Source organism: Streptomyces sp. NPDC111606 (assembly GCF_055656945.1).
Genome location: NZ_JBVKBY010000013.1, coordinates 203,171 through 229,835, shown reverse-complemented (window position 1 = coordinate 229,835; position 26,665 = coordinate 203,171). Strand labels below are relative to the sequence as shown.

Below are 26,665 nucleotides of genomic sequence, written 5' to 3'. Positions count from 1 at the left end.
CGGTCAGGCGGCCTGGTTCGAGTGATCGCCGCGCAGGCGCCTGATCCGGGCGATCGCGTCGGGGAGGCTGCTGCTGGCACTCGTCCGTGCAGGGGCGATGCAAGCCGCTGCAGCCGGCCGTGGTCAGGCGAGCTGGGGCGAGCGTTCGCATTCAGGCGGCCTGGTTCGAGGGATCGCCGCGCAGGTGGCCCGGGCCGGGCGATCGCCGTCACGCACCGATGCGGGCAGACGCCGTGAGTGAGCCGCTGTCGGCGGTCGCCGGGAGGCAACCCGAAAGCAGGTGAATCCGGCTCCGCCGCTCAGTCCCCCTGGCCGGCCACCCCCACCTCTCCGTCCTCCAACGCCCCCAACTGCTCCAGGAACCACTGCGCCGGCGGCAGTGCCGTAGCTGCTTCCGCCAGCCGTTTCGAGCGTTCCGCCCGCTCCTCCGGACCCATGGACAGCGCCTCGTGCAGGGCCCGCGCCGTGCCGATCACGTCGTACGGGTTGACGGCGATCGCGTCCTCGCCCAGTTCCGCGAAGGCGCCCGCCTCGCGGGACAGGACGAGGACGCAGCCCTCGTCGGAGACGACTGGCACCTCCTTGGCGACGAGGTTCATGCCGTCCCGGATGGGGTTGACGAGAGCCACGTCAGCCAGGCGGTACGCGGCCAGGGAGCGGGCGAAGTCGTCCTTGACGTGGAGGACGATCGGGGTCCAAGTCGCCGTGCCGTATGCGGAGTTGATCTCATCCGCCAGTCGCTGGACCTCGGCCGTGTAGTCCCGGTACACCGCCAGGTCCTGGCGGGAGGGGTAGGCGAACGCCACGTGGACCACCCGTTCGCGCCACTCGGGGTGGTCGTCGAGCAGCTGCCGGTGGGCCAGCAGGCCGCGCACGATGTTCTTGGACAGCTCGGTCCGGTCGACGCGGACGACGGTCCGGCGGGCGGTGCCGTCCGGCGCTGTGCCGATCTCCGAACGCAGCGCGGCGATCCGCTCCTCGACATCGGCCTCGTGGGAGCGGGCGCGCAGGAACTCCGCGTCGGCACCCAGACCGTGCACGCCGATCCACGTGGTCCGCAGCGGGGGACGCCCGGTCGCCGTGTGCTGGACGGACGCCGGGGCACCGCTCGGCCACGACGGGAAGAACCGCTCGCGGTCCACGGCCTCGGCGCATGCCATGAACGCCCGCGCCCAACGCCACGTGAGGAAGCCCAGCCGGTCGGCGCCCAGCATCCCCGATACGAGCTGCGAGCGGATGTCGTCCGGAAGCATGGAGAAGTACTCCGGCGGCGCCCACGGGGTGTGCGAGAAGTGCCCGATCCGGACATCCGGCCGCAGCTCCCGGAGCATCCCCGGCACCAGGCACAGGTGGTAGTCCTGCACCAGCACCGCCGCCCCGGGCGCGGCCCGGTCGGCCAGCGCCTGCGCGAACGCACGGTTGTACGTCTCGTACGACTCCCACTGGCGCCGGAACTCCGCGTCGAAGACCGGCTCCAGCGGGGTCTGGTAGAGCATGTGGTGGACGAACCAGAGGACCGAGTTGGCGATGCCGTTGTAGGCGTCCGCGTGCACATCGGCCGGGACGTCCAGCATCAGGACGCCGTCCTCGCCGACACCGCGCCGCACCGCCTCCCGGTCCCCGTCGGACAGCGCCGAGCACACCCACAGCGCGTCGGCGTCCGGCCCGATCGCCGACAGCCCGGAGACGAGTCCGCCACCGCCCCTCTTGGAGTGCAGCGAGCCGTCCTCGCGCACCTCGTACGAGACCGGGCCGCGATTCGACGCGACCAGCACCTTGGCAGCACCCTGCGTGGAAGCCATACGCCTCAACCTAGCCCGGCCCGGAAACGCTCAAACGTACGGTTCCACTCAGTGGCCCGGTCCGTATACGATCAGTGGCCCTGCCCGGCGTATGGCCCGGTATCGGACGTTACGCGACCTTCCGTTTCGCGTACTCGGCGATCTCCACCATCGGCGGCCGCTCCTCGGTGTCCACGGAGTACGTGCGCGGCTCGAACCCGTCCTCGCCCCGCTCGAACTGAGTCAACGCCGGCCGGACGAGATGGCCGCGCGCCAGCCGCAGCTGGGCCGTGCGGTAGATCGCGGCGGACATCCGGCCCAGGGCCTGTCCGTCCTGGTGGCGGTGCTTGCGGACGCCCACGTCCACCTGGGCCAGCGCGTCGAGGCCCACCAGATGCAGGGCGTCGACCAGCATGCCCAGCTCCACGCCGTACCCGACGGGGAACGGGAGCTGTTCCAGCAGGGAGCGGCGGGCCGCGTACTCGCCGCCCAGCGGCTGCACGAAACCGGCCAGCTGCGGCCAGTGCATGTTCAGCAGCGGGCGGGCCATCAGCTCGGTCACCCGGCCGCCCTGTCCGGCCGCCCCGCCGAGGGGACGGTCGTACATGCCCTTGACCAGGTCGACCCCGGGGTCGGTGAGCAGCGGGCCGACGATCCCGGAGACGAAGTCGGAGGAGAACTCCTTCAGGTCCGCGTCGATGAAGCAGACGATGTCCCCGGTCGTGACGAGGAGCGAGCGCCACAGGACCTCGCCCTTGCCGGGCACGGCCGGGACGCGCGGGAGGATCGCGTCCCGGTGCACCACGGTGGCGCCCGCCGCGGCGGCCACCTCGGAGGTGCGGTCCGTGGACCCGGAGTCGACGACGACGATCTCGTCGACCAGCGGGACCTGCTGCATGAGGTCGTGACGGATGATCGCGACGATGTCGCCGACCGTCTCCTCCTCGTTCAGCGCGGGCAGCACGACGGAAACCGACTGGCTTGAACGCTGTTTGGCGGCGAGTATGTGGTGGAGCGGGCGATCGGTCGCGGACCAGGAGCGGGTGCTCAGCCAGCGCTCGACTTCTTCCAGCACAGTCGGCGACTCCTCACTGTCGTGATCACAGCAGGTAATCGTGTGATCCATCTCGCGGTTCGGACGACTATCTCAACTGTCCTGGCCTTCGGTTACAGTCTTGAACAACGCGGGTGACCATCGCATGTCCGAGGTCGCCCGTAGTTGACAACCGAATACAGCTCATCCAGAGGGGCAGAGGGAAACGGCCCGATGAAGCCCCGGCAACCCTCCAGCCGGTCTCGTGGCGATCACTGTCGATCGTCTCCGCGAGGCTCCCGGCTAGGGAAGGTGCCAAATCCGTCTCACGGCGAGATGCGTCGTGAGGAAGATGAGGAGAAAGGGCCTCGCCTCACATGGCTGTGCAGACTGTTGCAAGCACCACCGACTCCACCGTAGACCTTGGTCCCGCCGCGGCGCTGTCCTGCCGCGAGTGCGGTCACCGGGTACCCCTCGGACCGGTCTTCGCGTGCGAGGAGTGTTTCGGCCCGCTGGAGATCGCTTACGACTTCTCGGCCTACGACACCGAGGAGCTCCGCAAGCGGATCGAAGCCGGCCCCGCGAACATCTGGCGCTATGCGCCCCTGCTGCCCGTCCCGGCCGACGTGGCCACCAAGCCGAACATCAACCCCGGCTGGACCAAGCTCGTCAAGGCCGACAACCTCGCGAACGAGCTCGGCGTCGACGCCGGCAAGCTGTTCGTCAAGGACGACTCAGGCAACCCGACGCACTCCTTCAAGGACCGCGTCGTCGCCCAGGCCATCGAGGCCGCGCGCGCCTTCAACTTCACCACCCTCTCCTGCTCCTCCACCGGCAACCTCGCCGGTGCGGTGGGCGCCGCCGCCGCCCGCGCCGGCTTCCGGTCCTGCGTGTTCATCCCGCACGACCTGGAGCAGGGCAAGGTCGTCATGGCCGCGGTCTACGGCGGCGAGCTCGTCGGCATCGAGGGCAACTACGACGACGTGAACCGTTTCTGCTCCGAGCTGATCGGCGACCCGGCCGGTGAGGGCTGGGGCTTCGTCAACGTCAACCTGCGGCCGTACTACGCCGAGGGCTCCAAGACCCTGGCGTACGAGATCTGCGAGCAGCTCGGCTGGCAGCTGCCGGACCAGCTGGTCGTGCCGATCGCCTCCGGCTCGCAGCTCACGAAGATCGACAAGGGTCTGCAGGAGCTGATCAAGCTCGGGCTCGTCGAGGACAAGCCGTACAAGATCTTCGGTGCGCAGGCCGAGGGGTGCTCGCCGGTGTCGACCGCGTTCAAGGCGGGCCACGACGTCGTCCGGCCGCAGAAGCCGAACACCATCGCCAAGTCGCTGGCGATCGGCAACCCGGCCGACGGTCCGTACGTCCTGGATATCGCCCGCCGCACAGGTGGTTTCGTGGAGGACGTGACGGACGAGCAGGTCGTCGACGCGATCAAGATCCTCGCCCGGACGGAGGGCATCTTCGCGGAGACCGCCGGCGGAGTGACCGTGGGTGTCACGAAGAAGCTGATCGAGAGCGGTGTGCTGGACCCGAGCCTCACGACTGTGGTGCTCAACACCGGCGATGGGCTGAAGACGTTGGACGCGGTGGCCGGTACTGGGCTGACTGCGACGATTCGTCCCAACCTGGACTCGTTCCGCGAGGCCGGTCTCGTCTGAGAAGCCTGTCCCACCGAACTTGCACACTGACCGGAGGTCACACCGTATGAGCGTCAACGTCCGCATCCCCACCATCCTGCGCACCTACACGGGTGGCCAGGCCGAGGTCGCCGCCGAAGGTGCCAACCTCGGCGAGGTCATCGCCGACCTGGAGAAGAACCACACCGGGATTGCCGCCCGGGTTCTCGACGACCAGGGCAAGCTGCGTCGGTTCGTCAACGTGTACGTCAATGACGACGACGTCCGTTTCGAGCAGGGTCTGGAGACCGCGACTCCGGACGGTGCCGGCGTCTCCATCATTCCGGCCGTCGCGGGTGGCTGACAGGCTGACCGAATGACCGATCATTACCATCGGTAACACCGGTAACCGAGAGTTCATCGAATTGCCCCCTCCGTGAGAGAAGCGGAGGGGGCAATTCTGTGTGGTTGAGCGAGGTACAGTTGGGGAACGTGCCGCCGATTCACTGGTCGGCTGCCCTTGATTTCTGCCGCAAGCCCGACAAGAAGTAGCCAAAGTGTGCGGGTTTTTTGCGGCTTTTCTTCCGTATGCCGGGTCCGACTTGACCTGAAGTCAGCGGAATTGTCCCCACATTCCCGACCGGTCGTGCCCGGATTTCTCGTCCGATTGACCTGTTGCAGACGGCAGTTGGGCAGATACATTCAGCCGCGGTCGACGCGTTCCGGCGCACGCCCCCGACCGATGGGGGGTGAGGTCTGACCCGGATCCGCGAAGTGTGGATCTGTGCAAGGGCCAGTAATAGGGGAGTTAGGCATGGCTCAGGGCACCGTCAAGTGGTTCAACGCGGAGAAGGGGTACGGCTTCATCGCGGTCGACGGTGGTGCGGATGTTTTCGTCCACTACAGCGCGATCCAGATGGACGGTTACCGCACCCTGGAGGAAGGCCAGCGGGTCGATTTCGAGATCTCGCAGGGCCAGAAGGGGCCGCAGGCGGACATGGTCCGTCTGGCCACCGGCTGAAGCACGCGTCGACTAACAGCAGCGACGTTCTTCTTCGAAGGGCTCGCACCTCCCGGGGTGCGAGCCCTTCGCCATGTCCGGGTCTGTCCGGGTCCTGCCCGGGTCCGGCCCCGGCCCCGCCCCCCTGTTCGCGCACCGCAGAGCGCGCCGCCCGATACCCGAGAGCCGCTTGCACTCGCCTACCCCGAGTGCTAATCATTGGCGTTAGCACTCTGAAGGTGAGAGTGACAAAGAAGGACCGGGTCGGTGAGGCCCGCAGGCCGGGTGGGGCAAGGAACCACCAGGCATGTGAGCCGTCCGTCGCGGGCGCGGGCGCGGTCCGAAGGAATCACCCCCAGTCCTGGAGGGACCACTTCACATGGCCAAGATCATCGCGTTCGACGAGGAGGCGCGGCGCGGCCTCGAGCGCGGCATGAACCAGCTCGCGGACGCCGTCAAGGTGACGCTCGGCCCCAAGGGTCGCAACGTCGTCCTCGAGAAGAAGTGGGGCGCCCCCACGATCACCAACGATGGTGTCTCCATCGCCAAGGAGATCGAGCTCGAGGACCCGTACGAGAAGATCGGCGCCGAGCTGGTCAAGGAAGTCGCCAAGAAGACGGACGACGTCGCCGGTGACGGTACGACCACGGCGACCGTTCTCGCCCAGGCCCTCGTCAAGGAAGGCCTGCGCAACGTAGCCGCCGGCGCCAACCCGATGGCCCTCAAGCGCGGCATCGAGCGCGCCGTCGAGGCCGTCTCCGCCGCCCTGCTGGAGCAGGCGAAGGACGTCGAGACCAAGGAGCAGATCGCCTCCACGGCCTCCATCTCCGCCGCCGACACCCAGATCGGCGAGCTCATCGCCGAGGCGATGGACAAGGTCGGCAAGGAAGGCGTCATCACCGTCGAGGAGTCCCAGACCTTCGGTCTCGAGCTGGAGCTCACCGAGGGTATGCGCTTCGACAAGGGCTACATCTCGGCGTACTTCGCCACCGACATGGAGCGGATGGAGGCGTCGCTCGACGACCCGTACATCCTGATCGCCAACTCCAAGATCGGCTCCGTCAAGGACCTGCTCCCGCTCCTGGAGAAGGTCATGCAGTCGGGCAAGCCGCTGCTGATCATCGCCGAGGACGTCGAGGGCGAGGCCCTGTCGACCCTGGTCGTCAACAAGATCCGCGGCACTTTCAAGTCCGTCGCCGTCAAGGCCCCGGGCTTCGGTGACCGCCGCAAGGCGATGCTGAACGACATCGCCATCCTCACCGGTGGCGAGGTCATCTCCGAGGAGGTCGGTCTCAAGCTCGAGAACACCTCCCTGGACCTCCTGGGCAAGGCCCGCAAGGTCGTCATCACCAAGGACGAGACCACCATCGTCGACGGTGCCGGCTCCTCCGAGCAGGTCGCGGGCCGTGTCAACCAGATCCGCGCCGAGATCGAGAACAGCGACTCGGACTACGACCGCGAGAAGCTGCAGGAGCGCCTGGCGAAGCTCGCCGGCGGTGTCGCGGTCATCAAGGCCGGTGCCGCCACCGAGGTGGAGCTCAAGGAGCGCAAGCACCGCATCGAGGACGCCGTTCGCAACGCGAAGGCGGCCGTCGAGGAGGGCATCGTCGCCGGTGGTGGCGTGGCCCTGCTGCAGGCCTCCCAGGTGTTCGAGAAGCTGGAGCTCGAGGGTGACGAGGCGACCGGCGCCAACGCCGTGAAGCTCGCGCTCGAGGCCCCGCTGAAGCAGATCGCCGTCAACGGTGGTCTCGAGGGTGGCGTCGTCGTCGAGAAGGTGCGCAACCTGACGGTCGGCCACGGCCTCAACGCCGCGACCGGCGAGTACGTCGACATGATCGCCGAGGGCATCATCGACCCGGCGAAGGTGACGCGTTCCGCGCTGCAGAACGCCGCGTCGATCGCCGCGCTGTTCCTCACCACCGAGGCCGTCATCGCCGACAAGCCGGAGAAGGCCGCCGCGCCTGCCGGTGGCGGTATGCCGGGCGGTGACATGGACTTCTGAGCCTCTTCGCAAGAAGGCTCGGACCCGGTCCGTCCATAGCGAGGGCGGCACCCCCTGTTACGACAGGGGGTGCCGCCCTCGGGCGTTTGCTCACCCGGCGATGGTCATCCTGGCTGGGCAGCCCGGAGGTGTCGGCGTTCGGCCAGTTCCTCCGCGCCGACCACGGTCAGAACCGGGGAGCCAGGCGGCGCGAACATGGTCACCACCAGCTGCGACTGCGCGTCCGGAAGGTTGTTGGCGCCCTGGTAGTGGATCACGTCACCCCCGGGCTCGAACAGGGCGTCACCGGCCTTGAGCACCCGGGGCGGCTGCCCCTCCAGCTCAAAGAGGATCTCGCCCTGGGTCACGTAGCCGAAGAGCGGCCCCGGGTGCCGGTGCGGCGGCGCACCCGGGTCACCCGGCGCCAGGGTGACCCGGATGGTCCTGGCCTCGGCGCCCGCCGGAATCCGGGCCGCCGCCTCCGGCAGGGTGTTGATCACCTCGACGCCCGGGGGCAGGTGTGCGTGCTCAGCGCTCATGTATTCCTCCAAACAGGGAGTGTCCGCAGAAAGGACCGGACCGCCTCCCCGTCTGTGACAGTCCGCTCCCTGAACGCAGCCGAGCCCGGCCGCGCCGCGCTGTGTGTGGCCGGGGTCACGGCGTATGGGGCGTGATGCGGAATACGCAGCCTTCGGCGAGCAGTTCCTTAAGAAGGTGCAACAATGCGCGTGCACATACTGACCGGTTTACCGATCCCGCTTCCAAGGAGCTCCCCACGTGACCGTCACCGAGCCCACCGCCTCCCGTGCGGCCCAGATCCTGTCCCGGCCGACCGTGATCAACGGTCTGACCGTCCCCAACCGCATCGCGATGGCGCCGATGACGCGGATGTTCTCCCCGGGCGGCGTGCCCGGCGAGGACGTCGTGTCGTACTACTCGCGCCGCGCCGCCGCGGGCGTCGGTCTCATCGTCACCGAGGGCACGTACGTCGGGCACGACTCGGCCGGGCAGAGCGACAGGGTGCCGCGCTTCCACGGTGCGGACCAGCTGGCGGGGTGGGCGAAGGTCGCCGAGGCCGTGCATGCGGCGGGCGGCACGATCGTGCCGCAGCTGTGGCACATCGGCATGGTGCGCAAGCAGGGCCAGCCGCCCTACGCCGAGGCCCCCGCCGTCGGCCCCTCGGGCCTGCGCATCGGCTCCGACGAGCCCACCGGAAAGGCGATGACCCAGAGTGACCTCGACGATGTCATCGACGCGTTCGCCCAGGCCGCCGCGGACGCCGAGCGCATCGGCTTCGACGGCGTGGAGCTGCACGGCGCCCACGGTTACCTCGTCGACCAGTTCCTGTGGGGCGGCACCAACCGCCGTACCGACGCGTACGGCGGTGACCCGGTCGCCCGTACGAAGTTCGCGGCGGAGATCGTGGCCGCCGTACGCGAGAAGGTCTCCGCGGACTTCCCGGTCATCTTCCGCTACTCGCAGTGGAAGCAGGAGGCCTACGACGCCCGGCTCGCCGAGACCCCCGAGGAGCTGGAGGCCATCCTGACCCCGCTCGCCGCGGCCGGCGTCGACGCCTTCCACGCCTCCACCCGCCGCTACTGGGTTCCGGAGTTCGACGGCTCCGACCTCAACCTCGCCGGCTGGACGAAGAAGCTGACCGGCAGGCCCACCATCAGCGTCGGCTCGGTCGGCCTGGACGGCGAGTTCCTGGGCGCGTTCGTCGGCCAGGGCTCCGGGCTCAAGGGCATCGACGATCTGCTGGACCGTCTGGAGGCGGAGGAGTTCGACTTCGTCGCCGTCGGCCGGGCGCTGCTCCAGGACCCCGAGTGGGCGGCGAAGGTGCTGGGCGGCCGCTTCGAGGAGCTGGCGCCGTATGACGCGGCGTCGCTGAAGACCCTGAGCTGAGGCCCAACCAGCCGCTACTGTCGGAGAGATGAGGATCCTTCATCTCTCCGACACCCACATCGAACGGGCCGACGCCCCCAACGCATACGGCGTCAATGCCACCGACTCGCTCCGCCTGATGCTCGCCGAGCTGAGGCATGTGCGGGGCGTCGACGCGATCGTCGTCACGGGGGACATCGCGGACGACGGTGCGGTGGAGGCGTATACGGCCGTGAAGGAGCTCGTGGGCGAGTTCGCCCGCGGCCTGGGCGCGCCCGTGTTCTACACCACCGGCAACCATGACGAGCGCGGCGCCTTCGGGAAGGTGTTGGGCAGCGGCCACCCGGAACCGGAGGTGGTCCTGGAGTCCGAGGCGGGGGAGCGGGCGGCCGTGAGCACCGTCGGCGGCCGGCGGTTCATCACGCTGGACTCGCTGGTGACGGGGAAGGTGTACGGCCGTCTGAGCGCGGCTCAACTCGACTGGCTGAAGGCTGTGTTGAGCACCCCGGCCGAGCAGGGCACCGTCCTCGCCCTCCACCACCCACCGATCGCCCTCGACATATCGGCGACCCAGCCGCACTTCGGCCTGCGCGACCCGGCCGAGCTCGCGACGGCGATCCGGGGTAGTGACGTACAGGTCGTCCTGACCGGGCACTACCACCTCCAGCTCCTCGGCTTCCTGGCCGCGGTGCCGGTCTGGGTCACCCCTGGTGTCGTGAACCGCATCGACCTCACGGCGGCGCCCGGCACGGAACGCGTGGTGCGCGGGGCCTCGGCGTCGCTGGTGGAGCTGGGCGGGGCGGACGGGCCGCTGTTCCACACCTTCCATGCACGCGATCCCCGGGCGCACGAGACGGTGTACGAGTTGGACGAGGAGCGGACGCGGGCGTTCGTGGAGCGGGGGGCCTGAGCCAGGTGCCCGCCTGACCTGGGTGATCCGAGGCGATCTCGGGCGGTCCGGGGCGTGACCTGCATCGCTTGAGTAAGTCAATCAACTGACTTAAGGTTGCCTTGGTCAATTACGTACCTTCACGTTCGTACGCCGACGGAGGCCCCGCCATGTCCCACGCCCCTGCCCCTGCCGCCGAGGCCGGGGGCGGTGCCCCGCCGAGGCCTGACGCCGTGGTGGCGGTACTGGCCTTCGCCGGCATCGTCGTCTCGCTGATGCAGACCCTGGTCATCCCGATCGTCCCCGAGCTGCCACGCCTGCTCGACGCCCCGGCGTCGGACACCGCCTGGGCGGTCACGGCGACGCTGCTCGCCGCCGCCGTCGCCACGCCGGTGATGGGGCGGCTCGGCGACATGTACGGCAAGCGGCGGATGCTGCTGGTCAGCGTCATGCTGCTGGTGGCCGGTTCCGTGGTCTGTGCCCTGAGCGACGCGCTGGTCCCGATGATCGTCGGACGGGCGCTCCAGGGCCTGGCCTCCGGTGTGATCCCGCTCGGCATCAGCATCATGCGCGACGAACTCCCCGCCGAGCGCCTCGGCTCCGCGACCGCCCTGATGAGCGCCTCCCTCGGCATCGGCGGCGCGCTCGGGCTGCCCGCCGCGGCGCTCATCGCGGACAACTTCGACTGGCACATGCTGTTCTGGACGTCGGCCGGCATGGGTGTCGTGGCGCTGGTGTGCGTGGTGCTCTTCGTGCCCGAGTCGAAGGTGCGCACCGGCGGGCGCTTCGACCTGGTGGGCGGCGCAGGGATGGCGGCCGGACTGGTCTGCCTGCTCCTCGGCATCTCCAAGGGCGCCGACTGGGGCTGGACCAGCGGTACGACGCTCGGTCTCTTCGTGGCGGCCGTCGTCGTCCTGGCGGCCTGGGGCTGGTGGGAGCTGCGTACCGAGCAGCCGCTGGTGGATCTGCGGACGACCGCCCGGCGTCAGGTGCTGGTCACCAACCTGGCCTCGATCGCGGTGGGCTTCGCGATGTTCGCGATGAGCCTTGTCATTCCGCAGCTCCTCCAGCTCCCCGCGCAGACCGGCTACGGTCTCGGCAAGTCGATGCTGGTCGCGGGCCTGTGCATGGCCCCGTCCGGTCTGGTGATGATGGCGACGGCACCGGTGTCGGCGGCCATCTCGCGGGCCAAGGGACCGAAGGTCACGCTGATGATCGGCGTCCTGATCGTCGCCGTGGGCTATGGCCTCAACATCGTCCTGATGTCCGAGGTCTGGCACTTCGTCCTGGTCGCCTGCATCATCGGCGCCGGCGTCGGGTTCGGCTACGGCTCGATGCCCGCCCTCATCATGAGCGCCGTGCCCGCGTCGGAGACGGCCGCCGCGAACAGCCTCAACACGCTGATGCGCTCCCTCGGTACGTCCACGGCGAGCGCCGTCGCGGGCGTGATCCTCGCCCAGATGACGACGAACCTCGGCGGGTACGCCCTCCCGTCCGAGAACGGCTTCAAGGTGGTCCTGGCGGTGGGCGCCGGGGCGGCGTTGCTGGCGTTCGTGGTGGCGTCGTTCATTCCGAAGGCGGAGCCGGCTGCCGTCAAGGAGCCCGTGGCGCAGGCGGCGGCGCCGGCGGGAGCGGCGGCCAAGTAGTGGCTGCCGGCTACAGGTTGCCCAGCGGCTCGATGTCGACCTTCACCGGCGTGCCCCACACGCGCAGCACCTCGTAATCGGTGAACTCGTGCACGAGCCGGTAGGCCATGGCGGGGCGCGGCCCGCGACGCTGGGCGGCGATGTACAGCTCGGCCTCCCGGCGGTCGCGGCGCGGCGTCCCGCACAGCTGCCACTCCTGCCCGTTCCACAGCTCCGGCAGCCAGCGCTGCTGGGGCTGGGGGCGGTCGCCGCGGACGCCGTAGCGGGACGGGGCGGTGTCGGAGGGGCGCGGTGCTGCGGGGCCACCGTTGTACTCGGCGCGGCGGGCGGCCCGGCGGCGGGTCTCGCAGAGCAGGCAGAGGTCCTGGGCGTTCTCGTCGACCGGGCCGTTCGGGTGCTCTGGGCAGCGGGTGGTGGGGGCGGCGCCGGTGACGCTCTCGTCGAGGAGGTCGAGGGCACGGCGGAGGTCGGCCTTGACCTCGTGGAGTCTGGCGTCCGGGGTGTCGGCGGTGAGGGATTCGCCGTGCTCGCCGAGGAGGCGGAGGGCTCGGCCGAGGGCGGTGAGCTGGGCGTGGTTCATGCAGTGGCTCCGGGGCTTGCGGGGGCCCTGGTCAGGTGCCTCCTTGTGTCATGAACTCGTCGTGAATCGCCGACGGGCCGGACGGAGTGCGTAACGGTCCATGTGAAAACCGTACACACCTGCTGGTGTGTGCAGTGGATTCCGGGTGTTCGTCACAGGCCTGCCCCCTGTCGGCGTCGGGACATCGCGGCACGGATCTCCGCCGCGTGGGCTTGGATGGCCGAGGAGTGCAGGGCTGCGTTGTCGCGGCCGGAGGCGCGTTCACCCCGGCACGCCCCGCAGGTGCCGCCCGGCAGGGCCTCCGGACGGCCGGGCACTCCGCAGTTCGCGCACTCCAGGATGCGGCGGGGAGGACGTGGGGCCGGTGCGTGTTCGGGTGGGAGCTTGTCGGTCAGGCGGCGGCGGAGGAGGGCGGCCGGGTGGTGGACCGGGGTGGGGAGCCCGGTCGTCAGGGCGCGGAGTACGTCCGTGTCGGTGGCGCCTCGGGCGTACCAGTCGGCGACCAGAGGCGCGAGACGCGCGCATTCGGCCTCCGAGAGCGACAACGCCGGGACTTCGCGGCCGAGGGCGGCCAGGAGGATGTGCGCGCGGGAGCGGGTCGGGCGGGGGCTGTGATCCGGGGGCTCCTGCGGTACGTCACCCCGGGTGAACGTCGCCCACCAGTCGTCGTCGCGGGCGGTACGGGTGAACCACGATCGGGTGATCCATCGCGAGCTGCCCTCCCCGGTGATCCGTTCGCGGCCTCGGCGCAAGTGGCCTGCCCGCTGGAGGTTGTTGAGGGCGGTGCGGAGGGCGCACTGTCCGTACGGGAGCTGCTTGGCCAGCGTCTTTACGGAGATGTCGGCGCCGTCGGGGAGGCGGTCGATGTACGCGGCGATGGCGGCTTCGCGGGGTGGGAGGGCGGCGAAGTCGTGGTTCGTGCGGGGGTGTTGATCGGGCGCGGAGCGTTTGCCGTAACCCGGGTTCGCCATCGGGTGCGGGGACGCGTGCGCGGGCAGGGAGGCAGCACTAAGCTTGGCTTCAGCCATGCGATCGAACTTGTCCTTCGATCTCGTAGGTCAAGCCCCCGCCGGTGTTGGTAGCACCTGGTGGGGGCTGTTCGTTATGCGGGCACGCTAGATGATCGTGACTGTGCGTGGCAAACCGAACGCATCACGTCAACTCGCTGGGTGGGAGGGTGGGTTGAGGCCCTCCCACCATTCCTCGGAAAGAGGGCTCGGGGCTGGTCGCTTGAGCTTCGGGCCGGCTCTGGCGGTACGTCAGCCCATGCTCTTCGCGCCGTCCAGGGCCTCGCGGATGATGTCGGCGTGGCCGGAGTGCTGGGCCGTCTCCGCGATGATGTGCAGCAGCACCCTGCGGGCCGACATCCGAGCCCCGGGCTCAGTCCAGGGAGCCTTGGGCAGCGGATGGGTGACGTTCAGGTCGGGCAGGGCCGCGACCAACTCGTCCGTCCGGTGGGCCACTTCGTCGTACGCCGCCAGTACGCCTTCCAGCGTCTCGCCGGGCAGCATCCGGAACTCGTCGGCCCGCTTGGCCCAGTCGGCCTCGGTCATGGCGGTGAAGTCGGGCATCGCCGACGGGCCGTCCAGGATGAAGTCCGCCCAGTGCCGCTCCACCGACGTGACGTGCTTGACCAGGCCGCCGAGGCACAGCTCACTGGCCGTGGTCCGCTCTGCCGCCTGCTCGTCGGTGAGGTCGCGGGTGGTGAAGCGCAGGAAGTGCCGCTGCTTGACCAGCGCCTCCAGGAGGTCGGCGCGCTCGTCGGTGACGGTTTCGTTCGTGGTCTCCATCATGAGACCTACGGTAGGAACCCTTTAGGTCAGTTTCTGACCGCGTTGACGAACGCCGCCCAGGCGGAAGCCCGGAACACGAGCTTCGGGCCGTGGGGGTTCTTGGAGTCGCGGACGGGGACGAGGGCGGGGTGGCCGTCGGCTACCTCGAGGCAGTCGCCGCCATCCCCGCCGCTGTGGCTGGACTTGTGCCAGGTGGCCGTGCTCAGGTCGTAGTCAGGGATGTTCCTCATGGGCGTAATCCTGCGCCAACGCCTCGATGAGGGCTAGGGACTTCTCCGGCGAGTGTGCGGAGGCTGCGAGGAGCTCGAAGGTGAACCTCAGGTGGGCGGCGGTGGCCGGGTCGTCCTCCAGCCGTCCCGTGCCGACGCCCTCGAAGTACACCAGCGGAGGGGCGTCCTCGAAGTCCATTAGCTTCAGGGGGCCCTGCATCGCCATGTGCGCTCCCGCGCTGAAGGGCAGTACCTGCATAATGACGCGGCCCCGTCGGGCCAGGTCCGCGACGTGACGCAGGGCTTCCGCCATCACCGCTCGGCCGCCGGCCACCCTACGCAGTGCTGCCTCGTCAAGCACCGCCCACAACAACGGTTCTGTTGGGTCGTCGAGTAGTCGGGTCCGGGCCATCCGGGCATCCACCCGCTCATCGACGCTCTCCTCCGGCGCTGTTGGGCCATACGCGCGTGTCACAGCCCGTGCGTACCCGCGCGTCTGGAGCAACCCGGGGATCAGCATCGGCGCGTACATCCGGATCGCCACGGCCCCCGCCTCCGCCTCCGCCGCCTCCGCGAAGTGCTCGGGATAGCGAGACCTGGCCGAAGCCCTGCAGTTCCGCTGGAAGAAATCCCCCGTCCCCAGCGCCTCATCCAACACCCGCGCCTGATCCGGCTGTATCCGCCGCGTCCCGGCCTCCAACTGACCGACGAACGAGCCGCTCGCGAACAGCCGTTGGCCCAGCTGCTCCTGGCTCAGCCCCGCCTTCTCGCGCGCATGGCGCAGCTCCGCCCCCAGTAGCGCCCGCGGCGATGACGACGGGTCGAGGTCCTTCGGTCCTGGCATGTGCAACTCCCGGTCCACCGGACGTGGTTGTTGGGACGTCCCGTATGGCCAGGTTAGGCACACGACCGACACGCTGTGTTGCGAATCGCAAACTCAGCGTGGACGTGGAGGCAAGGGTGCGGTCGACCGAAGAAGTCGTGGTGTCCCTGAGGGAGGCCCTGGTGGGCGCCGGCGTTGTACTGCCGTCTCTGTGCGTGGATCCGGTGACCGGCGCCGGTGACGAGCCGTTCCCGCTCGTGGATCTCGGGCGCTGCAACGTCCGTGTCGCCGAGAAGCTCGCGTCCGTGGTGCGCGGGGAGCGGCCGGTCGTCGGCAGTCATGCCGTGGACGCGCGGGACGGGCGCATCGGCGAGGTCAGGGGGCACGTGGGCGGCAGGGTGCAGTTGCGACCCGTAGGGGGTGGGCGGGAGTGGGACTGTCCCATGGAGGCGCTGGAGGCCGCACCGCGGGCGGAGGTGTTGCGGGCGCAGGTTCAGAGCGCCAACCGGGAGGGCCGGCTGCCCTGAACCAGCCGCGGTGCGACCACGTACCCGTCCGGTCAGCCCATGCTCTTCTGGCCGTCGAGCGACTCCCGGATGATGTCGGCGTGGCCGGCGTGCTGGGCCGTCTCGGCGATGATGTGCAGCAGCACCCTGCGGGCCGACCAGTGGGCGCCGGGCTCGAACCACGGGGCCTTGGGGAGCGGGTGGGAGGCGTTCAGGTCGGGGAGCTTGGCCACCAGCTCGTCGGTTCGGTGAGCCACTTCCTCGTACGCCGCGAGTACTCCTTCCAGCGTCTCGCCGGGCAGCATGCGGAAGTCGTCCGCCCGTCGGGCGAAGTCGGCCTCGGTCATGGAGTCGAAGTCGGGCATCGCCGACGTGCCCTGCTCGATGAAGTTCGCCCACCTGCCTTCCGTCGACGTGACGTGCTTGATCAGGCCGCCGAGGCACAGCTCGCTGGCCGTGGTCCGCTGTCCCGCCTGTTCGTCGGTGAGGTCGCGGGTGGTGAAGCGCAGGAAACTCCGGTGCTTGGCCAGCGTCTCCAGGAGGTCGGCGCGCTCGTCGGTAACGGTGTTGCTCGTGGTCTCGGTCATGGGACTCACGTTAGGAACCATTTAGGTCAGGTACTGTCCGCCTTGCCGAACGGGGCAGACTTCCGCGTCAGACGGTCGTACTGGTCCTGGGTGAGCCGTACGGCGGCGGCGCCGACGTTCTCCTCCAGGTGCGCGATGCTGCTCGTCCCCGGGATGGGGACGATCACCGGGGAGTGGGGGAGGAGCCAGGCGAGGACGACCCGGGTCGGGGTGGCGTCCAGTTCCTTCGCCACCGCGGCGATCTCGGCCGTCGCCCCCGACTGTCCGGCGGCGACCGGCCGCCACGGCAGGAAGGCGATGCCCGCCTCAGCGCACGCTTCGAGTACGGGCTCGTGCTCGCGGTCGAGGAGGTTGTAGCGGTTCTGCACGCTCGCGATCTCCGTGACCGCGCGCGCCTCGGCGAGTTCGGCGACGTTCACCTCGGACAGGCCGATCCGGCCGATCTTGCCCTCGTCGCGCAGGTCGCGCAGGGCGCCGAGCTGGTCGGGGAGGGGCACAGCGGGGTCCAGGCGGTGCATCTGGAGCAGCTCGATGCGGTCGAGGCGGAGGCGGCGCAGCGCCTCGTCGACCTGGTCGCGCAGGTCGGCGGGCTCGCCCGCGTGCCGCCAGCCCTCGCCCGAGGTGGTGTGGCGGATGCCGACCTTCGTGGCGATCACGAGGTCGGCCGGGTACGGGTGGAGCGCCTCGGCGAGGAGATCCTCGTTGGCGCCCCAGCCGTACAGGTGCGCCGTGTCGATCAGCGTGACGCCGAGCTCGACGGCCCGCCGGGCGACCGCGACGCATGCGGCGCGTTCCTCAGCGGTGTCCGACCCCAGACGCATCGCGCCGAACCCGAGCCGTCGTACTTCCAGATCGCCGCCGATGCGGAACGTCTTCGGTGCCGTCATGTGGCCACGCTAACAGGGGAGTTGATACGACGGGCGCGCTCGGTCAGTGGCTCTCCGCCCGCCCGGCCGCGCCCATCGCCACCCGCAGATGCCCCTTCGCCGCGGCGAGGAGCCCGGTGGCCGTGGGGCCGTCCACCGCCGCCAGGAGGATCAGGATCGCCGTCTTCACCTCGCCACCCGCCTCGGTCAGGGCGCGTTCGATGTCGGTGTCGTCGGCGCCCGTGGCCAGGGCGACGATGCGGTGGGAGCGGGCTCGTAGCTTGTCGTTGGAGGCTCGCACGTCGACCATCAGGTTTCCGTAGGTCTTGCCCAAGCGGATCATCGTGATCGTCGAGAGCATGTTGAGGACCAGCTTCTGGGCCGTGCCCGCCTTCAGGCGTGTCGAGCCGGTCAGGAGTTCCGGGCCCACGACGATCTCGATGCCGTGCTCGGCCGCGGATGCCAGGGCGCTGTCCGGGTTGCAGGACAGGCCGATCGTCAACGCGCCCTGCGTGCGGGCGTGTTCGACCGCGCCGATGGCGTACGGCGTACGCCCGGAGGCGGAGATGCCGACCACCGTGTCGATGGGGGTGAGCGCGAGGGCGTCGAGATCGGTGCGGGCCAGGTCCTTGGAGTCCTCGGCGCCCTCGACCGAGACGATCATGGCCTCGGGGCCGCCCGCGATGAGGCCGACGACCTGCGAGGGGTCGGTGTTGAAGGTGGGCGGGCACTCGGAGGCGTCGAGCACGCCGAGGCGTCCGGCGGTGCCCGCGCCCGCGTAGATGAGGCGGCCGCCCCGTGCCATCCGTTCCGCGACGGCGTCGATGGCGGCGGCGATCTGGGGGAGGCGCTGCGCGACGGCGGTGGGTACGGCCGCGTCCTCGCCGTTCATGAGCCGGGCGATGTCCAGGGTGGGGAGGCGGTCGATCTCGGCGAGCTCGGGGCGGAACGCCTCGGTGGTCAGGGTCTCCAACTCGGCGCGAAGCTCACGGGGGTTGGATGCGGAGGTCATGAGAGACGGCTCTTTCTGAGGTACGGAGTGCTGTCTGACGCCCGGGGGAGCGGGGCTGTGTTCAATGTGCGGCTACCGCCGCGCGGGCGCGACCGGCCACGACGGTCCCGCAGACGACCACACCCCTCCGGTCCTGCGGTCTAACGACGGTGCCGGTGCGCCAGCGCCTCGTAGGACGCGGCCAGCGCGGGCGCCGCCGTGTCGTACGTCCGCTGGGCGACCCCCACGAACAGGCAGTCCACGACAAGCAGCTGACTGGTACGGGACGACATCGCGGCGGGCCGCAACTCGCTCTCCCGGGCCGTCGACGTCGTGAGGATGTGGTCGGCGTACTGGGTGACCGCCCCGTCCGGACGCCCGGTGATGGCGACGGTCGTCGCCCCGTGCTCGAACGCGACGCGCAGCGGCTCTATGACGTCCCCGGTGGACCCGGAGTGGGTGATGGCGATCGCCACGTCACCCGCGCGCAGCTGCACCGCGTTCGTCACGGCGAGGTGCGGATCGCTGTGCGCGTGGGCTATGAGCCCTATCCGCAGCAGCTTCTGGGCGAGGTCCTGGGCGACCAGCCCGGACGCCCCGACGCCGTACACGTCGATCCGGCGGGCGGCGGCGGCGGCCGATACGGCCGCGCCGAGCTGGGCGGTGTCGAGGCCGGCGGCCGTGTCGGCGAGGGTCTGCTGCTCGTCGTAGGCGAGCTTGGCCACCACGTCCGCGATCGGGTCGTCCACCGCGATGTCGGTCGTTATGGCGGGGGAGCGGCCCGACTGCTGCTGGGCGGCCAGGCCGGCGAGGGCGAGGCGCAGATCGCGGTAGCCGGGGTAGCCGAGGAGCCGGGCGGTGCGCACGACGGTGGCCTCGCTGGTGCCGGTGAGTTCGGCCAGGCCGGTGACCGTGAGGGCAGCGCATCCGGCAGGATCGTTCGCGACCGCTTCGGCGACGCGCTGCATGGAGCGGGTCATCGACGGGGCGAGCGTGCGCACCTTGGCCGCGAGGGCGGCGGGCGCCGGGGCCGGACCGGTCGGCCCCGCACGCCCGAAAGTTTCCTTCACGTCATTGGTCACCTTTGAAAAATATTTCCACCCCGTGCCGTGGTCAAGAGTGCGCACAATAGGACCATGGAACCCATCAGTCCGCTCAGCCCGCTGGAACAGGCGCTGCACACGGCCCGCGCCCTCGTGCTCGCCGACCTGGTCGCGGGCGAGGTCGCCGAGGCGGACGTCGTGTCGCTGGTCGAGGAGTCGGTCGTACAACGGCGTTGGTGGGTGGAGCAGTGGCCGGACGGCGTGGAGTTCGTGGCCGGGCTGGTCGCCCAGGACGTGCAGGACGCGCTGCTGGACCGGTTCGGGCGCTGGCCGCTGTGCCCGGTGTGCGGCGCCGGCGATCCGCATGCGCTGGAGGTCGAGCCGGAGCTGGGGCCCGATCCGCACTGGGTGTGCCACAAGGCGGGGGTGAAGGTCGCGGCGGTGGGGTCGCTGGGGGCGGCCGGCGCGGGCGGGGCGCAGCCCTCGGGAGAGAGCGCGTGACGATCTACATCGACCCGCCGACCTGGCCGGGGCACGGGCGGATGTGGTCGCACCTCGTGAGCGACCTGTCGTACGACGAACTGCACGTGTTCGCCGACGGTTTGGGCGTGCCGAGGCGGGCCTTCGAGCGGGACCACTACGACGTCCCGTCCCACCGCTATGCCGATGCGGTGCGGGCGGGTGCCGTGGAGGTCAGCAGCCGTGAAGTGGTGCGGCTGTTGCAGGGGGCGGGGTTGCGCAGGCCGAAGGGGCGGGAGGCGGGCTGACGCCCCCCTGACCGCCCCCTGGGCCGGCGGGATGGGTCCCGGCTACGCGAACTGGCCGGGCTGGTAGTCGCCGGCGGGCTGCTGGATGAGGACGTTCATCCGGTTGAAGGCGTTGATGAGGCCGATCAGGAACACCAGAGAGGCGAGCTGCTCCTCGTCGTAGTGCTTGGCGGCGTTGTCCCACACCTCGTCCGAGACCCCGCCGGCCGCGTCCGCGATGCGCGTGCCCGCCTCCGCCAGCTCGAGGGCGGCGCGCTCGGCCTCGGTGAAGCAGGTGGCCTCCCGCCAGGCCGCGACCATATTGAGACGCAGCCAGTCCTCGCCCGCGGCGACCGCGTCCTTGCTGTGCATGTCGGTGCAGAAGCCGCAGCCGTTGATCTGGCTGGCGCGGAGCGTCACCAGGTGCTGGGTGGTGACCGGCAGTGTCGAGTCGTGCACCACCTTGCTCGCCGAGGTGATGTGCTTGATGACCTTGCCGGCGCTGGGGATTCCGAAGATGTTCAGTCGGGCGCTCATGGCCAACTCCCTTGCCGTTCGTCGGTGGTTACACAGCTATGACGGACCGGCTCGGAGCAATGTGACATGCGTGGGTGTGACCTGGGTCACGGCTGAGGGTTCGGGGCGGAGTGCTCGGCCCGGCGCATGGGGTACCAGGTCTCCCCGGCAGGCCGGGGCGGGTCCGACAGGTTCCAGCTCCATGACAGCGTCGGCGTGATGCGCAGGTAGTGGCCGGGTCCCACCATGCCGACCCGCTCCACGGGACCGTCCGCGACGCCGTACACCCGGATGCCGCGGGCGATGAACGGCTCGACGGAGACCATGTCGTCCACGACGAAGGCCACCTTGTCGCGGCCGCGGACGACATTGCGGAACTTGCGGGTGCCGAGGACCTCCTCGCCGGGCCCGCCCACCCAGAAGTGGGTCCCGTCGAACTCCAGGGCCACCGGCACCACGTCGGGCTGCTCGTCCGCGCAGAGACTGGCGAGACGGGCCAGAGGGTTCGAGGTGAGGTAGGCGATCTCCTCGGCGGTGAACGACATGGCGGCTCCCTGCGGCGGTGCGGGTCGGCTCCGGCCCAGGCTAGGCGGCCGAGGGGTGCCCGCGACGGACGTAGAGCCGCAGGGAGTGGTCCATGTCGTGCTGCTCCTGGACCGCCCGCTCCTCCTCGACGGTCGTGCGTACGTATCCGGCGCGGGAGACGACGCGCTGCGACGGGACGTTGTCGTCATCGATTGCCGCGCGAAGAAGGCGTACGTCGTCCCGGGCCAGGGCCCACTCCGACAGCGCGCTCAGCGCTTCGCTCGCGTAGCCGCGTCCGCGGACGCCCTCCACGAGGTCGTAGCCGACCTCTGCCGTGCCGTCCTCGTCGGGGGCGCCGTGAAAGCCGATGCCGCCGACCGCGAGGCCGTCCTCCCGCCGTACGAGGACGAACAGGCCGAACTCGGGGCGGTGCACCCCCTCCTCGTACGCCTTCGACGTCATTCCGGCGGCCTCCCGCGTCCCCTCGAAGGGGCCGCCGACGACCCACGTGAACCCGCCGTCGCCGCCCGCGCTCAGGTCGGCGGCGGCCGCGGGGGTGACGCCCTGGAGGGTGAGGCGGTCGGTGGGGAGGACGAGGTTGTTGCGCCAGCGCCACTCGGTGACCGGCGCGCGGCCCGGCCGGTCGCCACGGCCGGTGGCCCAGAGCAGCGTGCGCCAGGGGTCGGAGCCGGGCCGGACGTGCGGAAAGATCGTCGTGAGGACGAACCCGGGCAGTTCCGCGGGCGGTTCGTACGTCACCCCGAGTCCCTCGGCGATGTCGTGCGTGTGCAGCAGCACTTCGGCGACGCCCATCGCGGCGAAGCCCTCGCGGTTCGCGCTGCGGAAGGGGTACGGGTGGAAGGCGCGGACCTCGCGGGGAGCGGTGCGGACGGCGGCGGTGAGGAGGGCGCCGGTCGTCTCGATGACGTGGATCAGACCTTCGTTGCCGGTGCCCTCGTCGAGGCTGATCTCGAAGGGGACGTAGTCGTCCTGGGCGCGGCCGGCCAGGTTGGCGGCGTAGGCGATGAGGTCCTCGGCGATGTGGAACGCCGTCTTGTGGCAACTCCACTCCAGCCGGCCGGCCTTCGCCCCACCCCAGTCCCGGTCCACCGCCGTCCGCAGCAGCGCCACGCTGCTCGCCACGGCTTCCTGTACGCGTTCCCCGCCCATGTCTCGCATGCCGTGCAGGCTACGGCGGCGGGGATCGTCAGAGCGACAGCATTTCCAGCTCGGCGGCGAGGTTGTAGCGGGCGGTGGCCTCCCACTTCTCCTTTCCGTACGGCGTGCTGAACAGGCTCGGCAGGTCCAGGAGTTGGCGCAGGATCGCGGCGCGGCCCTCGCGGAAGGCGTCGTTCGGGACGAAGTGGTACTCCTCGCGGACGGCCGCCGTGTACGCCGCATACGCGGACGGCGGCGCCGCGAGGATCGCCAGGTCGGCGTCGCACAGGACCTGGCCGTCGGGGTCGTCCGGCGCCGGGGCGTGGGTGACGGTGAGCCGGACGAGGCGGGCCACCTCGGCGGTCCGCTCCGCGGGGACCCCGGCTTCCACGAGGGCGCGTTCGGCGAGGTGGGCCGAGCGCTCCTCGTTCTCCGAGCGGTCGGGGAGGTACACCGCGTCGTGAAACCAGGCGGCGAGCCGCACGACGTCCGCGTCGCGGGCGTGCCCCGCCAGCTCGTCGATGCGGTCCAGGACCGCGGTGAGGTGGGTGAGCGTGTGGTAGTGCCGCTGCGGTTCCTGCCAGCGGGTGAGGAGGCTTTCGGCGTAGGGGGCGGGGTCGGGGGTGGTGGTGGGCGAGCGGGTCGCGTTCAGGGCTTGCGTGAAGCGGGTGCGGAGGGTGTTGAGGGCGGCGGGGCTGTGGAGGTCGGCCATGGGGTCATTGTCGCGGGGGTGGTGGGGATTGCCTGGGTGGGTGGTCGGTTTCGGGGGGTTGAGCGTGGTGGTGGTTGGTGTCGGGGTGCGGGTGGGTGGGGGCCGGTCGCGCAGTTCCCCGCGCCCCTGAGGGGGGTGCGGGTGCCGTTTGTCGAGCAGCGGCCCGGGGACTCGGGGAGCCGGGGCGTATGCCGGGGCCAGGCCTCCATGCCGACCTGGACGACGTCGACGAGCCCCTGCGCCTGGGCGACCCGATGGCCCCGAGTCCCCCGGCGCGGTACAGCCGGCGGGGGCGGAGGCGGGGGAGCTGAACATCTTCGGGTGACCCTGCACGTCCTTCGGCGAGCCTCCACCCCGTACCCTTGGATTGGACTAGACCTGTAGCCGTCGTCGAATGCCGAGGAATGGGGTCCCATGAGCAAGCGTGCAGTCCTGGAGGTGATCGCCCTCGGTGTCGAGGACGCGGTCGCCGCCCAGGCCGGGGGTGCGGACCGGCTCGAACTGGTCACCGACATGGCCGCCGACGGGCTCACCCCGCCGGTCGAGACCTTCGCCGGGATCCGGGCCGCCGTCGACATCGACCTGCGCGTGATGCTGAGGCTGGCGGACGGGTTCGCGGCGGGGGAGGTGGGGCGGCTCGTGCGGGTGGCGCGGGAGCTGCGGGACGCCGGGGCGGACGAGTTCGTGCTCGGGTTCCTCGACGCCGACGGCGGGGTGGACCTCGAGGCCGTCGAGCGGCTGGTGAGTGAGCTGGACGGGTGCCGGTGGACGTTCCACCGGGCCATCGACCGGGCCGCCGACCGGGACGCGCTGCGCAAGCAGCTGGACGGCATGCCGGGCCTGGACACCTACCTCACGGCCGGTTCGCCGGCCGGCGTCGACGACGGCCTCGCCGTCCTGCTCGCCGAGGCGGCGAGGGCCGGGGAGCCCGGGTACGAGCAGCGGATCCTGGTGGGGGGCGGGCTGCGCCTCGACCACGTACCGAGGCTGCTGGCGGTGGGGATCGACGGGTTTCACATCGGCGGCGCGGCCCGGCCGGACGGCTGGGAGGGACCGGTGTCGGTGGGAGCGGTGGCCGAGTGGCGGGCTGTGCTGGACGGAGTTTCGTAGGCGGGGCCGACGGGGGGCTGGGAGGGGGACGGGCCGCGCGGCCCGTCCCTCATGAACAGGACTGCTCGTACCTAAGGGGCGCGGGGAACTGCCCTCAGGGGCGCGGGGAACTGCGCGCCCAGCCCTCACGCACCCGCACCCCGAAACAATCCGCCGCCACCCCCGGGCCTCCCGTCTCCGCGCCCGCCGGCTCCCGGGTCCCTGGTCGGCAACGGCACCTGCACCCCCCTCAGGGGCGCGGGGAACTGCGCGCCCAGCCCTCACGCACCCGCACGCCGAAAAAATCCGTCACCGCCCCGGGCCTGCCGTCTCTGCGCCGGCCGGCTCCCGGGGTCCCTGGTCGGCAACGGCACCTGCACCCCCCTCAGGGGCGCGGGGAACTGCGCGACCGGCCCCCACGCACCCGCACCCCGACACCAACCGCCACCACCCCCGGCCAACCCCCGGAGGGACCCGTCACCCCAACTGCCCCGGCAAGTCCGCCGCGTGCACCACGATCAACCCCGACACCGCCCGAGTCAGCGCGACATACAGCCGCCGCAACCCCGTCCGCTCATCCGGCTCCCCGTCCACCACCGCCTGCGGCTCGTCCAGTACGACGTAGTCGTACTCCAGACCCTTCGCGAGCGACGCCGGTACCAGCGTCAACCGGGTCTGCTCGGTCGTCTCCTCGCCGGGCGCCAGACAGGTGATCCCCGCAGCCGCGAGCCCCTCCGTCAGCACCGGGACCCGCGCATCCGCGGCGATCAGTCCGATCGACCCCTCCCGGCGCAGCAACTCCCCGCACGCGGCGATGACTTCGGATGCCTCCGACACCTTACGGACCTCGAAGAACCCCGGGTTCTCACGGATCGACGCCACCGGTGTCAGGCCGGGCGCGATGTGGGGGAGGAGGCGGGAGGCGTAGGCGATGACGTCCGTCGGGACGCGGAATCCGGCCGTCAGCTCCTCGATGACCCCCTCCGACTTGCCGAGGTGGGCCAACGCCTCGTCCCAGCTCCGCGTCGCCCAAGGGGTCGTGCCCTGCGCCAGATCCCCCAGCACCGTCGCCGAACCGGTCGTGCAACGCCGGCCCACCGCCCGGTACTGCATCGGCGAGAGATCCTGCGCCTCGTCGAGCACGACATGGCCGAGGGACGACGTACGCGCCACGATGTCGTTCGCCTCGTCGATCAGCACCGCATCCGCCGCGGACCACTTGGCGGCCTTCACCGACCGCGCCGGCTTCGCCCACAGGATCGTCTTCTGCTCGTCCTCGTCGAGGAGCCCGGCCGCGTGTTCGGCCAGGAAGTCCGCGTCGGCGAGCAGCCGCAGCACCAGCTTCGCCGGCTCGACCGGCGGCCAGATCGCCTTGACCGCGGCCTTCACCGCGCTGTTGCGGGCCACCGCGTCCTGCACCCGGTCGTCCGGCGCCTCCCCCGACCGCTCCATCTGCACCAGCACGGCGTGCGCGATGCGCTGCGGGAGGGCCTCGCGGGCAGCGCCGTAGCGGATGTCGCGGGCGAGCAACTCACGGACGGTCTCTTCGAGTTCGTACGCCGGGACACGCCACCGCCGCGATCCGCGTACGACGACCACCGGCTCCGTCGGCATGGTCACGTGCGCGTACACCGCACGCCGCAGCACCTCCGCCATCCTCGCGTTGCCCTTGATGACGGCCGCCGCCGCGTCGTCCGTACCGCGCACCTCGACGTGCGCCACGAGGTCGTCCACCGTCGCCTGCCGGACACTCAACTCGCCGAGCGCCGGGAGGACTTGCTCGATGTAGTGCAGGAAGGACCTGTTCGGCCCGATGACGAGCGTGCCGGTGCGGGCGAGGCGCTCGCGGTGGGCGTAGAGCAGATAGGCCACCCGGTGCAGGCCCACCGCCGTCTTCCCCGTGCCCGGACCGCCCTGCACGCACACCGTGCCGCCGAGCCCCGACCGGACGATCTCGTCCTGCTCCGGCTGGATCGTCGCCACGATGTCCCGCATCGGGCCGACGCGCGGGCGTTCGATCTCCTGCTGGAGCAGCTTGCTGGTGCGGGCCGCCTCCGCCGGGTCGGAGAGGTGCTCGTCCTCGTACGCCGTGAGGTCACCGCCCGTGTAACCGAAGCGGCGGCGCAGCGCGATGTCCATCGGGTCGTTCTTGGACGCCCGGTAGAACGGCTGGGACACCGGTGCCCGCCAGTCGATGACCATCGGGTCGCCCTCGGCATCGTGCACATGCCGGCGCCCGATGTAGAAGCGCTCGCCCTGCGCACCCTCGGCCTCGGAGGCGCCGGGAGCGTGCAGGTAGTCGAGCCGGCCGAAGAACAGCGGGGTGTCGCTGAGGTCGGCCAGGGCCTTGATGCGCTCGTCGATCTGGTGGGCGAGGACTTCGGCGTTGACCCAGTTCGCGGTGACATCGCTGATGTCGAGGGACTCGACGTCCTCACGCATGGCGCGCAGGGCGGCACGGGACACGGACAGGTGGGAGCGCTCTCGCGAGAGCGGGGCGAGTGGGTCGTCGGCGGGCGTGGACAAGGGGGTGCCTCCGGAGGGACCTACAGGTAGGTGATCGAGAGAGCCGACCGGTTTCCGTCCGGGCGGCGGCACTCCGCGGGGGGAGGCGGGCAAGAGCGGAGATTTTAGGCGAAGGGGAAAGGCAATCGCCAACGAATATTCCGACCCCTAGGGGACGCC

The 26,665-nt window shown here is 70.5% G+C and carries 28 protein-coding genes and 1 riboswitch; of the genes, 11 read left to right on the top strand and 17 right to left on the bottom strand.

Annotated elements, in window-relative coordinates; genetic code table 11:
- Positions 1-299: 299 nt before the first annotated feature.
- Together ACZ7M7_RS37435 and ACZ7M7_RS37430 are read right to left on the bottom strand one after the other, a co-directional pair.
- Positions 300-1,802, bottom strand: coding sequence for an alpha,alpha-trehalose-phosphate synthase (UDP-forming) (locus tag ACZ7M7_RS37435; protein ID WP_472124900.1), 1,503 nt, complete (start codon positions 1,800-1,802; stop codon positions 300-302).
- Positions 1,803-1,911: 109 nt separating this feature from the next.
- The gene (locus ACZ7M7_RS37430) at positions 1,912-2,856 is read right to left on the bottom strand and encodes a glucosyl-3-phosphoglycerate synthase (protein WP_383607002.1); all 945 of its coding nucleotides are present in this window, start codon (positions 2,854-2,856) and stop codon (positions 1,912-1,914) included.
- Positions 2,857-3,015: 159 nt separating this feature from the next.
- A riboswitch (SAM riboswitch) is annotated at positions 3,016-3,173 on the top strand.
- 18 nt (positions 3,174-3,191) lie between these two features.
- Here ACZ7M7_RS37430 and thrC point away from each other — a divergent pair.
- The 4 genes from thrC (at position 3,192) to groL (ending at position 7,438) form a co-directional block, all read left to right on the top strand.
- Positions 3,192-4,478, top strand: a complete 1,287-nt coding sequence (gene thrC / locus ACZ7M7_RS37425; protein WP_383606999.1) for a threonine synthase — start codon at positions 3,192-3,194, stop codon at positions 4,476-4,478.
- A gap of 46 nt (positions 4,479-4,524) precedes the next feature.
- On the top strand, positions 4,525-4,800 hold the full coding sequence (locus tag ACZ7M7_RS37420) for a MoaD/ThiS family protein (protein ID WP_148000006.1): 276 nt from the start codon (positions 4,525-4,527) through the stop codon (positions 4,798-4,800).
- A 450-nt stretch (positions 4,801-5,250) separates the two neighbouring features.
- Positions 5,251-5,457 carry a cold-shock protein gene (locus tag ACZ7M7_RS37415; RefSeq protein WP_007493268.1) on the top strand — a complete coding sequence of 69 codons (207 nt, stop codon included), beginning with the start codon at positions 5,251-5,253 and terminating at the stop codon, positions 5,455-5,457.
- 358 nt (positions 5,458-5,815) lie between these two features.
- Positions 5,816-7,438, top strand: a complete 1,623-nt coding sequence (gene groL, locus ACZ7M7_RS37410) for a chaperonin GroEL (RefSeq protein ID WP_369271854.1) — start codon at positions 5,816-5,818, stop codon at positions 7,436-7,438.
- Positions 7,439-7,542: 104 nt separating this feature from the next.
- Here the strand turns inward: groL and ACZ7M7_RS37405 are convergent, their stop codons facing one another.
- Positions 7,543-7,956 carry a cupin domain-containing protein gene (locus tag ACZ7M7_RS37405; protein WP_383606995.1) on the bottom strand — a complete coding sequence of 138 codons (414 nt, stop codon included), beginning with the start codon at positions 7,954-7,956 and terminating at the stop codon, positions 7,543-7,545.
- Between the two features lie 238 nt (positions 7,957-8,194).
- Here ACZ7M7_RS37405 and ACZ7M7_RS37400 point away from each other — a divergent pair, with 238 nt between their 5' ends.
- The 3 genes from ACZ7M7_RS37400 to ACZ7M7_RS37390 all read left to right on the top strand — a co-directional run bounded on the left by ACZ7M7_RS37400 (position 8,195) and on the right by ACZ7M7_RS37390 (position 11,836).
- A complete protein-coding gene (locus ACZ7M7_RS37400; RefSeq protein ID WP_383627033.1) occupies positions 8,195-9,322 on the top strand; it encodes an NADH:flavin oxidoreductase in 1,128 nt (375 codons plus the stop codon).
- A gap of 28 nt (positions 9,323-9,350) precedes the next feature.
- Positions 9,351-10,211, top strand: a complete 861-nt coding sequence (locus ACZ7M7_RS37395) for a metallophosphoesterase family protein (protein WP_472124894.1) — start codon at positions 9,351-9,353, stop codon at positions 10,209-10,211.
- 149 nt (positions 10,212-10,360) lie between these two features.
- Positions 10,361-11,836: an MFS transporter gene (locus tag ACZ7M7_RS37390; RefSeq protein WP_472124891.1), complete on the top strand. Its 1,476-nt coding sequence runs from the start codon at positions 10,361-10,363 to the stop codon at positions 11,834-11,836.
- A 10-nt stretch (positions 11,837-11,846) separates the two neighbouring features.
- Here the strand turns inward: ACZ7M7_RS37390 and ACZ7M7_RS37385 are convergent, their stop codons facing one another.
- The 5 genes from ACZ7M7_RS37385 to ACZ7M7_RS37365 all read right to left on the bottom strand — a co-directional run bounded on the left by ACZ7M7_RS37385 (position 11,847) and on the right by ACZ7M7_RS37365 (position 15,262).
- Positions 11,847-12,416, bottom strand: coding sequence for a hypothetical protein (locus tag ACZ7M7_RS37385; RefSeq protein WP_472124889.1), 570 nt, complete (start codon positions 12,414-12,416; stop codon positions 11,847-11,849).
- 152 nt (positions 12,417-12,568) lie between these two features.
- Positions 12,569-13,444: a hypothetical protein gene (locus ACZ7M7_RS37380; protein ID WP_472124886.1), complete on the bottom strand. Its 876-nt coding sequence runs from the start codon at positions 13,442-13,444 to the stop codon at positions 12,569-12,571.
- 231 nt (positions 13,445-13,675) lie between these two features.
- A complete protein-coding gene (locus tag ACZ7M7_RS37375) occupies positions 13,676-14,209 on the bottom strand; it encodes a DinB family protein (RefSeq protein ID WP_472124884.1) in 534 nt (177 codons plus the stop codon).
- Between the two features lie 26 nt (positions 14,210-14,235).
- Positions 14,236-14,439, bottom strand: coding sequence for a DUF397 domain-containing protein (locus ACZ7M7_RS37370; protein ID WP_472124882.1), 204 nt, complete (start codon positions 14,437-14,439; stop codon positions 14,236-14,238).
- Positions 14,423-15,262 carry a helix-turn-helix domain-containing protein gene (locus ACZ7M7_RS37365; protein WP_472124879.1) on the bottom strand — a complete coding sequence of 280 codons (840 nt, stop codon included), beginning with the start codon at positions 15,260-15,262 and terminating at the stop codon, positions 14,423-14,425. The genes ACZ7M7_RS37370 and ACZ7M7_RS37365 overlap by 17 nt, the downstream gene beginning before the upstream one ends.
- A gap of 116 nt (positions 15,263-15,378) precedes the next feature.
- On the opposite strand from ACZ7M7_RS37365, the gene ACZ7M7_RS37360 reads away from it, so the two are divergent.
- The gene (locus ACZ7M7_RS37360; RefSeq protein ID WP_472124876.1) at positions 15,379-15,768 is read left to right on the top strand and encodes a hypothetical protein; all 390 of its coding nucleotides are present in this window, start codon (positions 15,379-15,381) and stop codon (positions 15,766-15,768) included.
- Between the two features lie 32 nt (positions 15,769-15,800).
- Here the strand turns inward: ACZ7M7_RS37360 and ACZ7M7_RS37355 are convergent, their stop codons facing one another.
- From ACZ7M7_RS37355 to ACZ7M7_RS37340, 4 genes are all read right to left on the bottom strand, one after another.
- The gene (locus ACZ7M7_RS37355; RefSeq protein WP_472124874.1) at positions 15,801-16,334 is read right to left on the bottom strand and encodes a DinB family protein; all 534 of its coding nucleotides are present in this window, start codon (positions 16,332-16,334) and stop codon (positions 15,801-15,803) included.
- Positions 16,335-16,360: 26 nt separating this feature from the next.
- Positions 16,361-17,221, bottom strand: a complete 861-nt coding sequence (locus tag ACZ7M7_RS37350; RefSeq protein WP_472124871.1) for an aldo/keto reductase — start codon at positions 17,219-17,221, stop codon at positions 16,361-16,363.
- 43 nt (positions 17,222-17,264) lie between these two features.
- The gene (murQ, locus tag ACZ7M7_RS37345; RefSeq protein ID WP_472124868.1) at positions 17,265-18,212 is read right to left on the bottom strand and encodes an N-acetylmuramic acid 6-phosphate etherase; all 948 of its coding nucleotides are present in this window, start codon (positions 18,210-18,212) and stop codon (positions 17,265-17,267) included.
- Positions 18,213-18,352: 140 nt separating this feature from the next.
- On the bottom strand, positions 18,353-19,273 hold the full coding sequence (locus tag ACZ7M7_RS37340) for a MurR/RpiR family transcriptional regulator (protein ID WP_472124866.1): 921 nt from the start codon (positions 19,271-19,273) through the stop codon (positions 18,353-18,355).
- A 63-nt stretch (positions 19,274-19,336) separates the two neighbouring features.
- On the opposite strand from ACZ7M7_RS37340, the gene ACZ7M7_RS37335 reads away from it, so the two are divergent.
- Positions 19,337-19,735, top strand: coding sequence for a hypothetical protein (locus ACZ7M7_RS37335; protein WP_383607261.1), 399 nt, complete (start codon positions 19,337-19,339; stop codon positions 19,733-19,735).
- Positions 19,732-20,001, top strand: coding sequence for a DUF4031 domain-containing protein (locus tag ACZ7M7_RS37330; RefSeq protein WP_472124863.1), 270 nt, complete (start codon positions 19,732-19,734; stop codon positions 19,999-20,001). Before ACZ7M7_RS37335 ends, ACZ7M7_RS37330 begins: the two co-directional genes overlap by 4 nt.
- Before the next feature lie 42 nt (positions 20,002-20,043).
- On the opposite strand, the gene ACZ7M7_RS37325 is transcribed toward ACZ7M7_RS37330, so the two are convergent.
- From ACZ7M7_RS37325 to ACZ7M7_RS37310, 4 genes are all read right to left on the bottom strand, one after another.
- Entirely contained in the window at positions 20,044-20,517 is a 474-nt protein-coding gene (locus ACZ7M7_RS37325; RefSeq protein WP_472124860.1) for a carboxymuconolactone decarboxylase family protein, read from the bottom strand.
- 86 nt (positions 20,518-20,603) lie between these two features.
- Positions 20,604-21,041 carry a PPOX class F420-dependent oxidoreductase gene (locus tag ACZ7M7_RS37320; RefSeq protein WP_472124857.1) on the bottom strand — a complete coding sequence of 146 codons (438 nt, stop codon included), beginning with the start codon at positions 21,039-21,041 and terminating at the stop codon, positions 20,604-20,606.
- A gap of 40 nt (positions 21,042-21,081) precedes the next feature.
- Complete coding sequence (locus tag ACZ7M7_RS37315) at positions 21,082-22,200, bottom strand: GNAT family N-acetyltransferase (protein WP_472124854.1); 1,119 nt, start codon at positions 22,198-22,200, stop codon at positions 21,082-21,084.
- 28 nt (positions 22,201-22,228) lie between these two features.
- Positions 22,229-22,891, bottom strand: a complete 663-nt coding sequence (locus ACZ7M7_RS37310; protein ID WP_451167427.1) for an HD domain-containing protein — start codon at positions 22,889-22,891, stop codon at positions 22,229-22,231.
- 414 nt (positions 22,892-23,305) lie between these two features.
- Between ACZ7M7_RS37310 and ACZ7M7_RS37305 the strand changes: the two genes are divergently transcribed.
- Positions 23,306-24,001 (top strand): copper homeostasis protein CutC, encoded by a 696-nt coding sequence (locus tag ACZ7M7_RS37305; protein WP_472124851.1) that lies wholly within the window; start codon positions 23,306-23,308, stop codon positions 23,999-24,001.
- Between the two features lie 456 nt (positions 24,002-24,457).
- On the opposite strand, the gene ACZ7M7_RS37300 is transcribed toward ACZ7M7_RS37305, so the two are convergent.
- A complete protein-coding gene (locus tag ACZ7M7_RS37300) occupies positions 24,458-26,506 on the bottom strand; it encodes a HelD family protein (RefSeq protein ID WP_472124848.1) in 2,049 nt (682 codons plus the stop codon).
- Between the last annotated feature and the right edge of the window lie 159 nt (positions 26,507-26,665).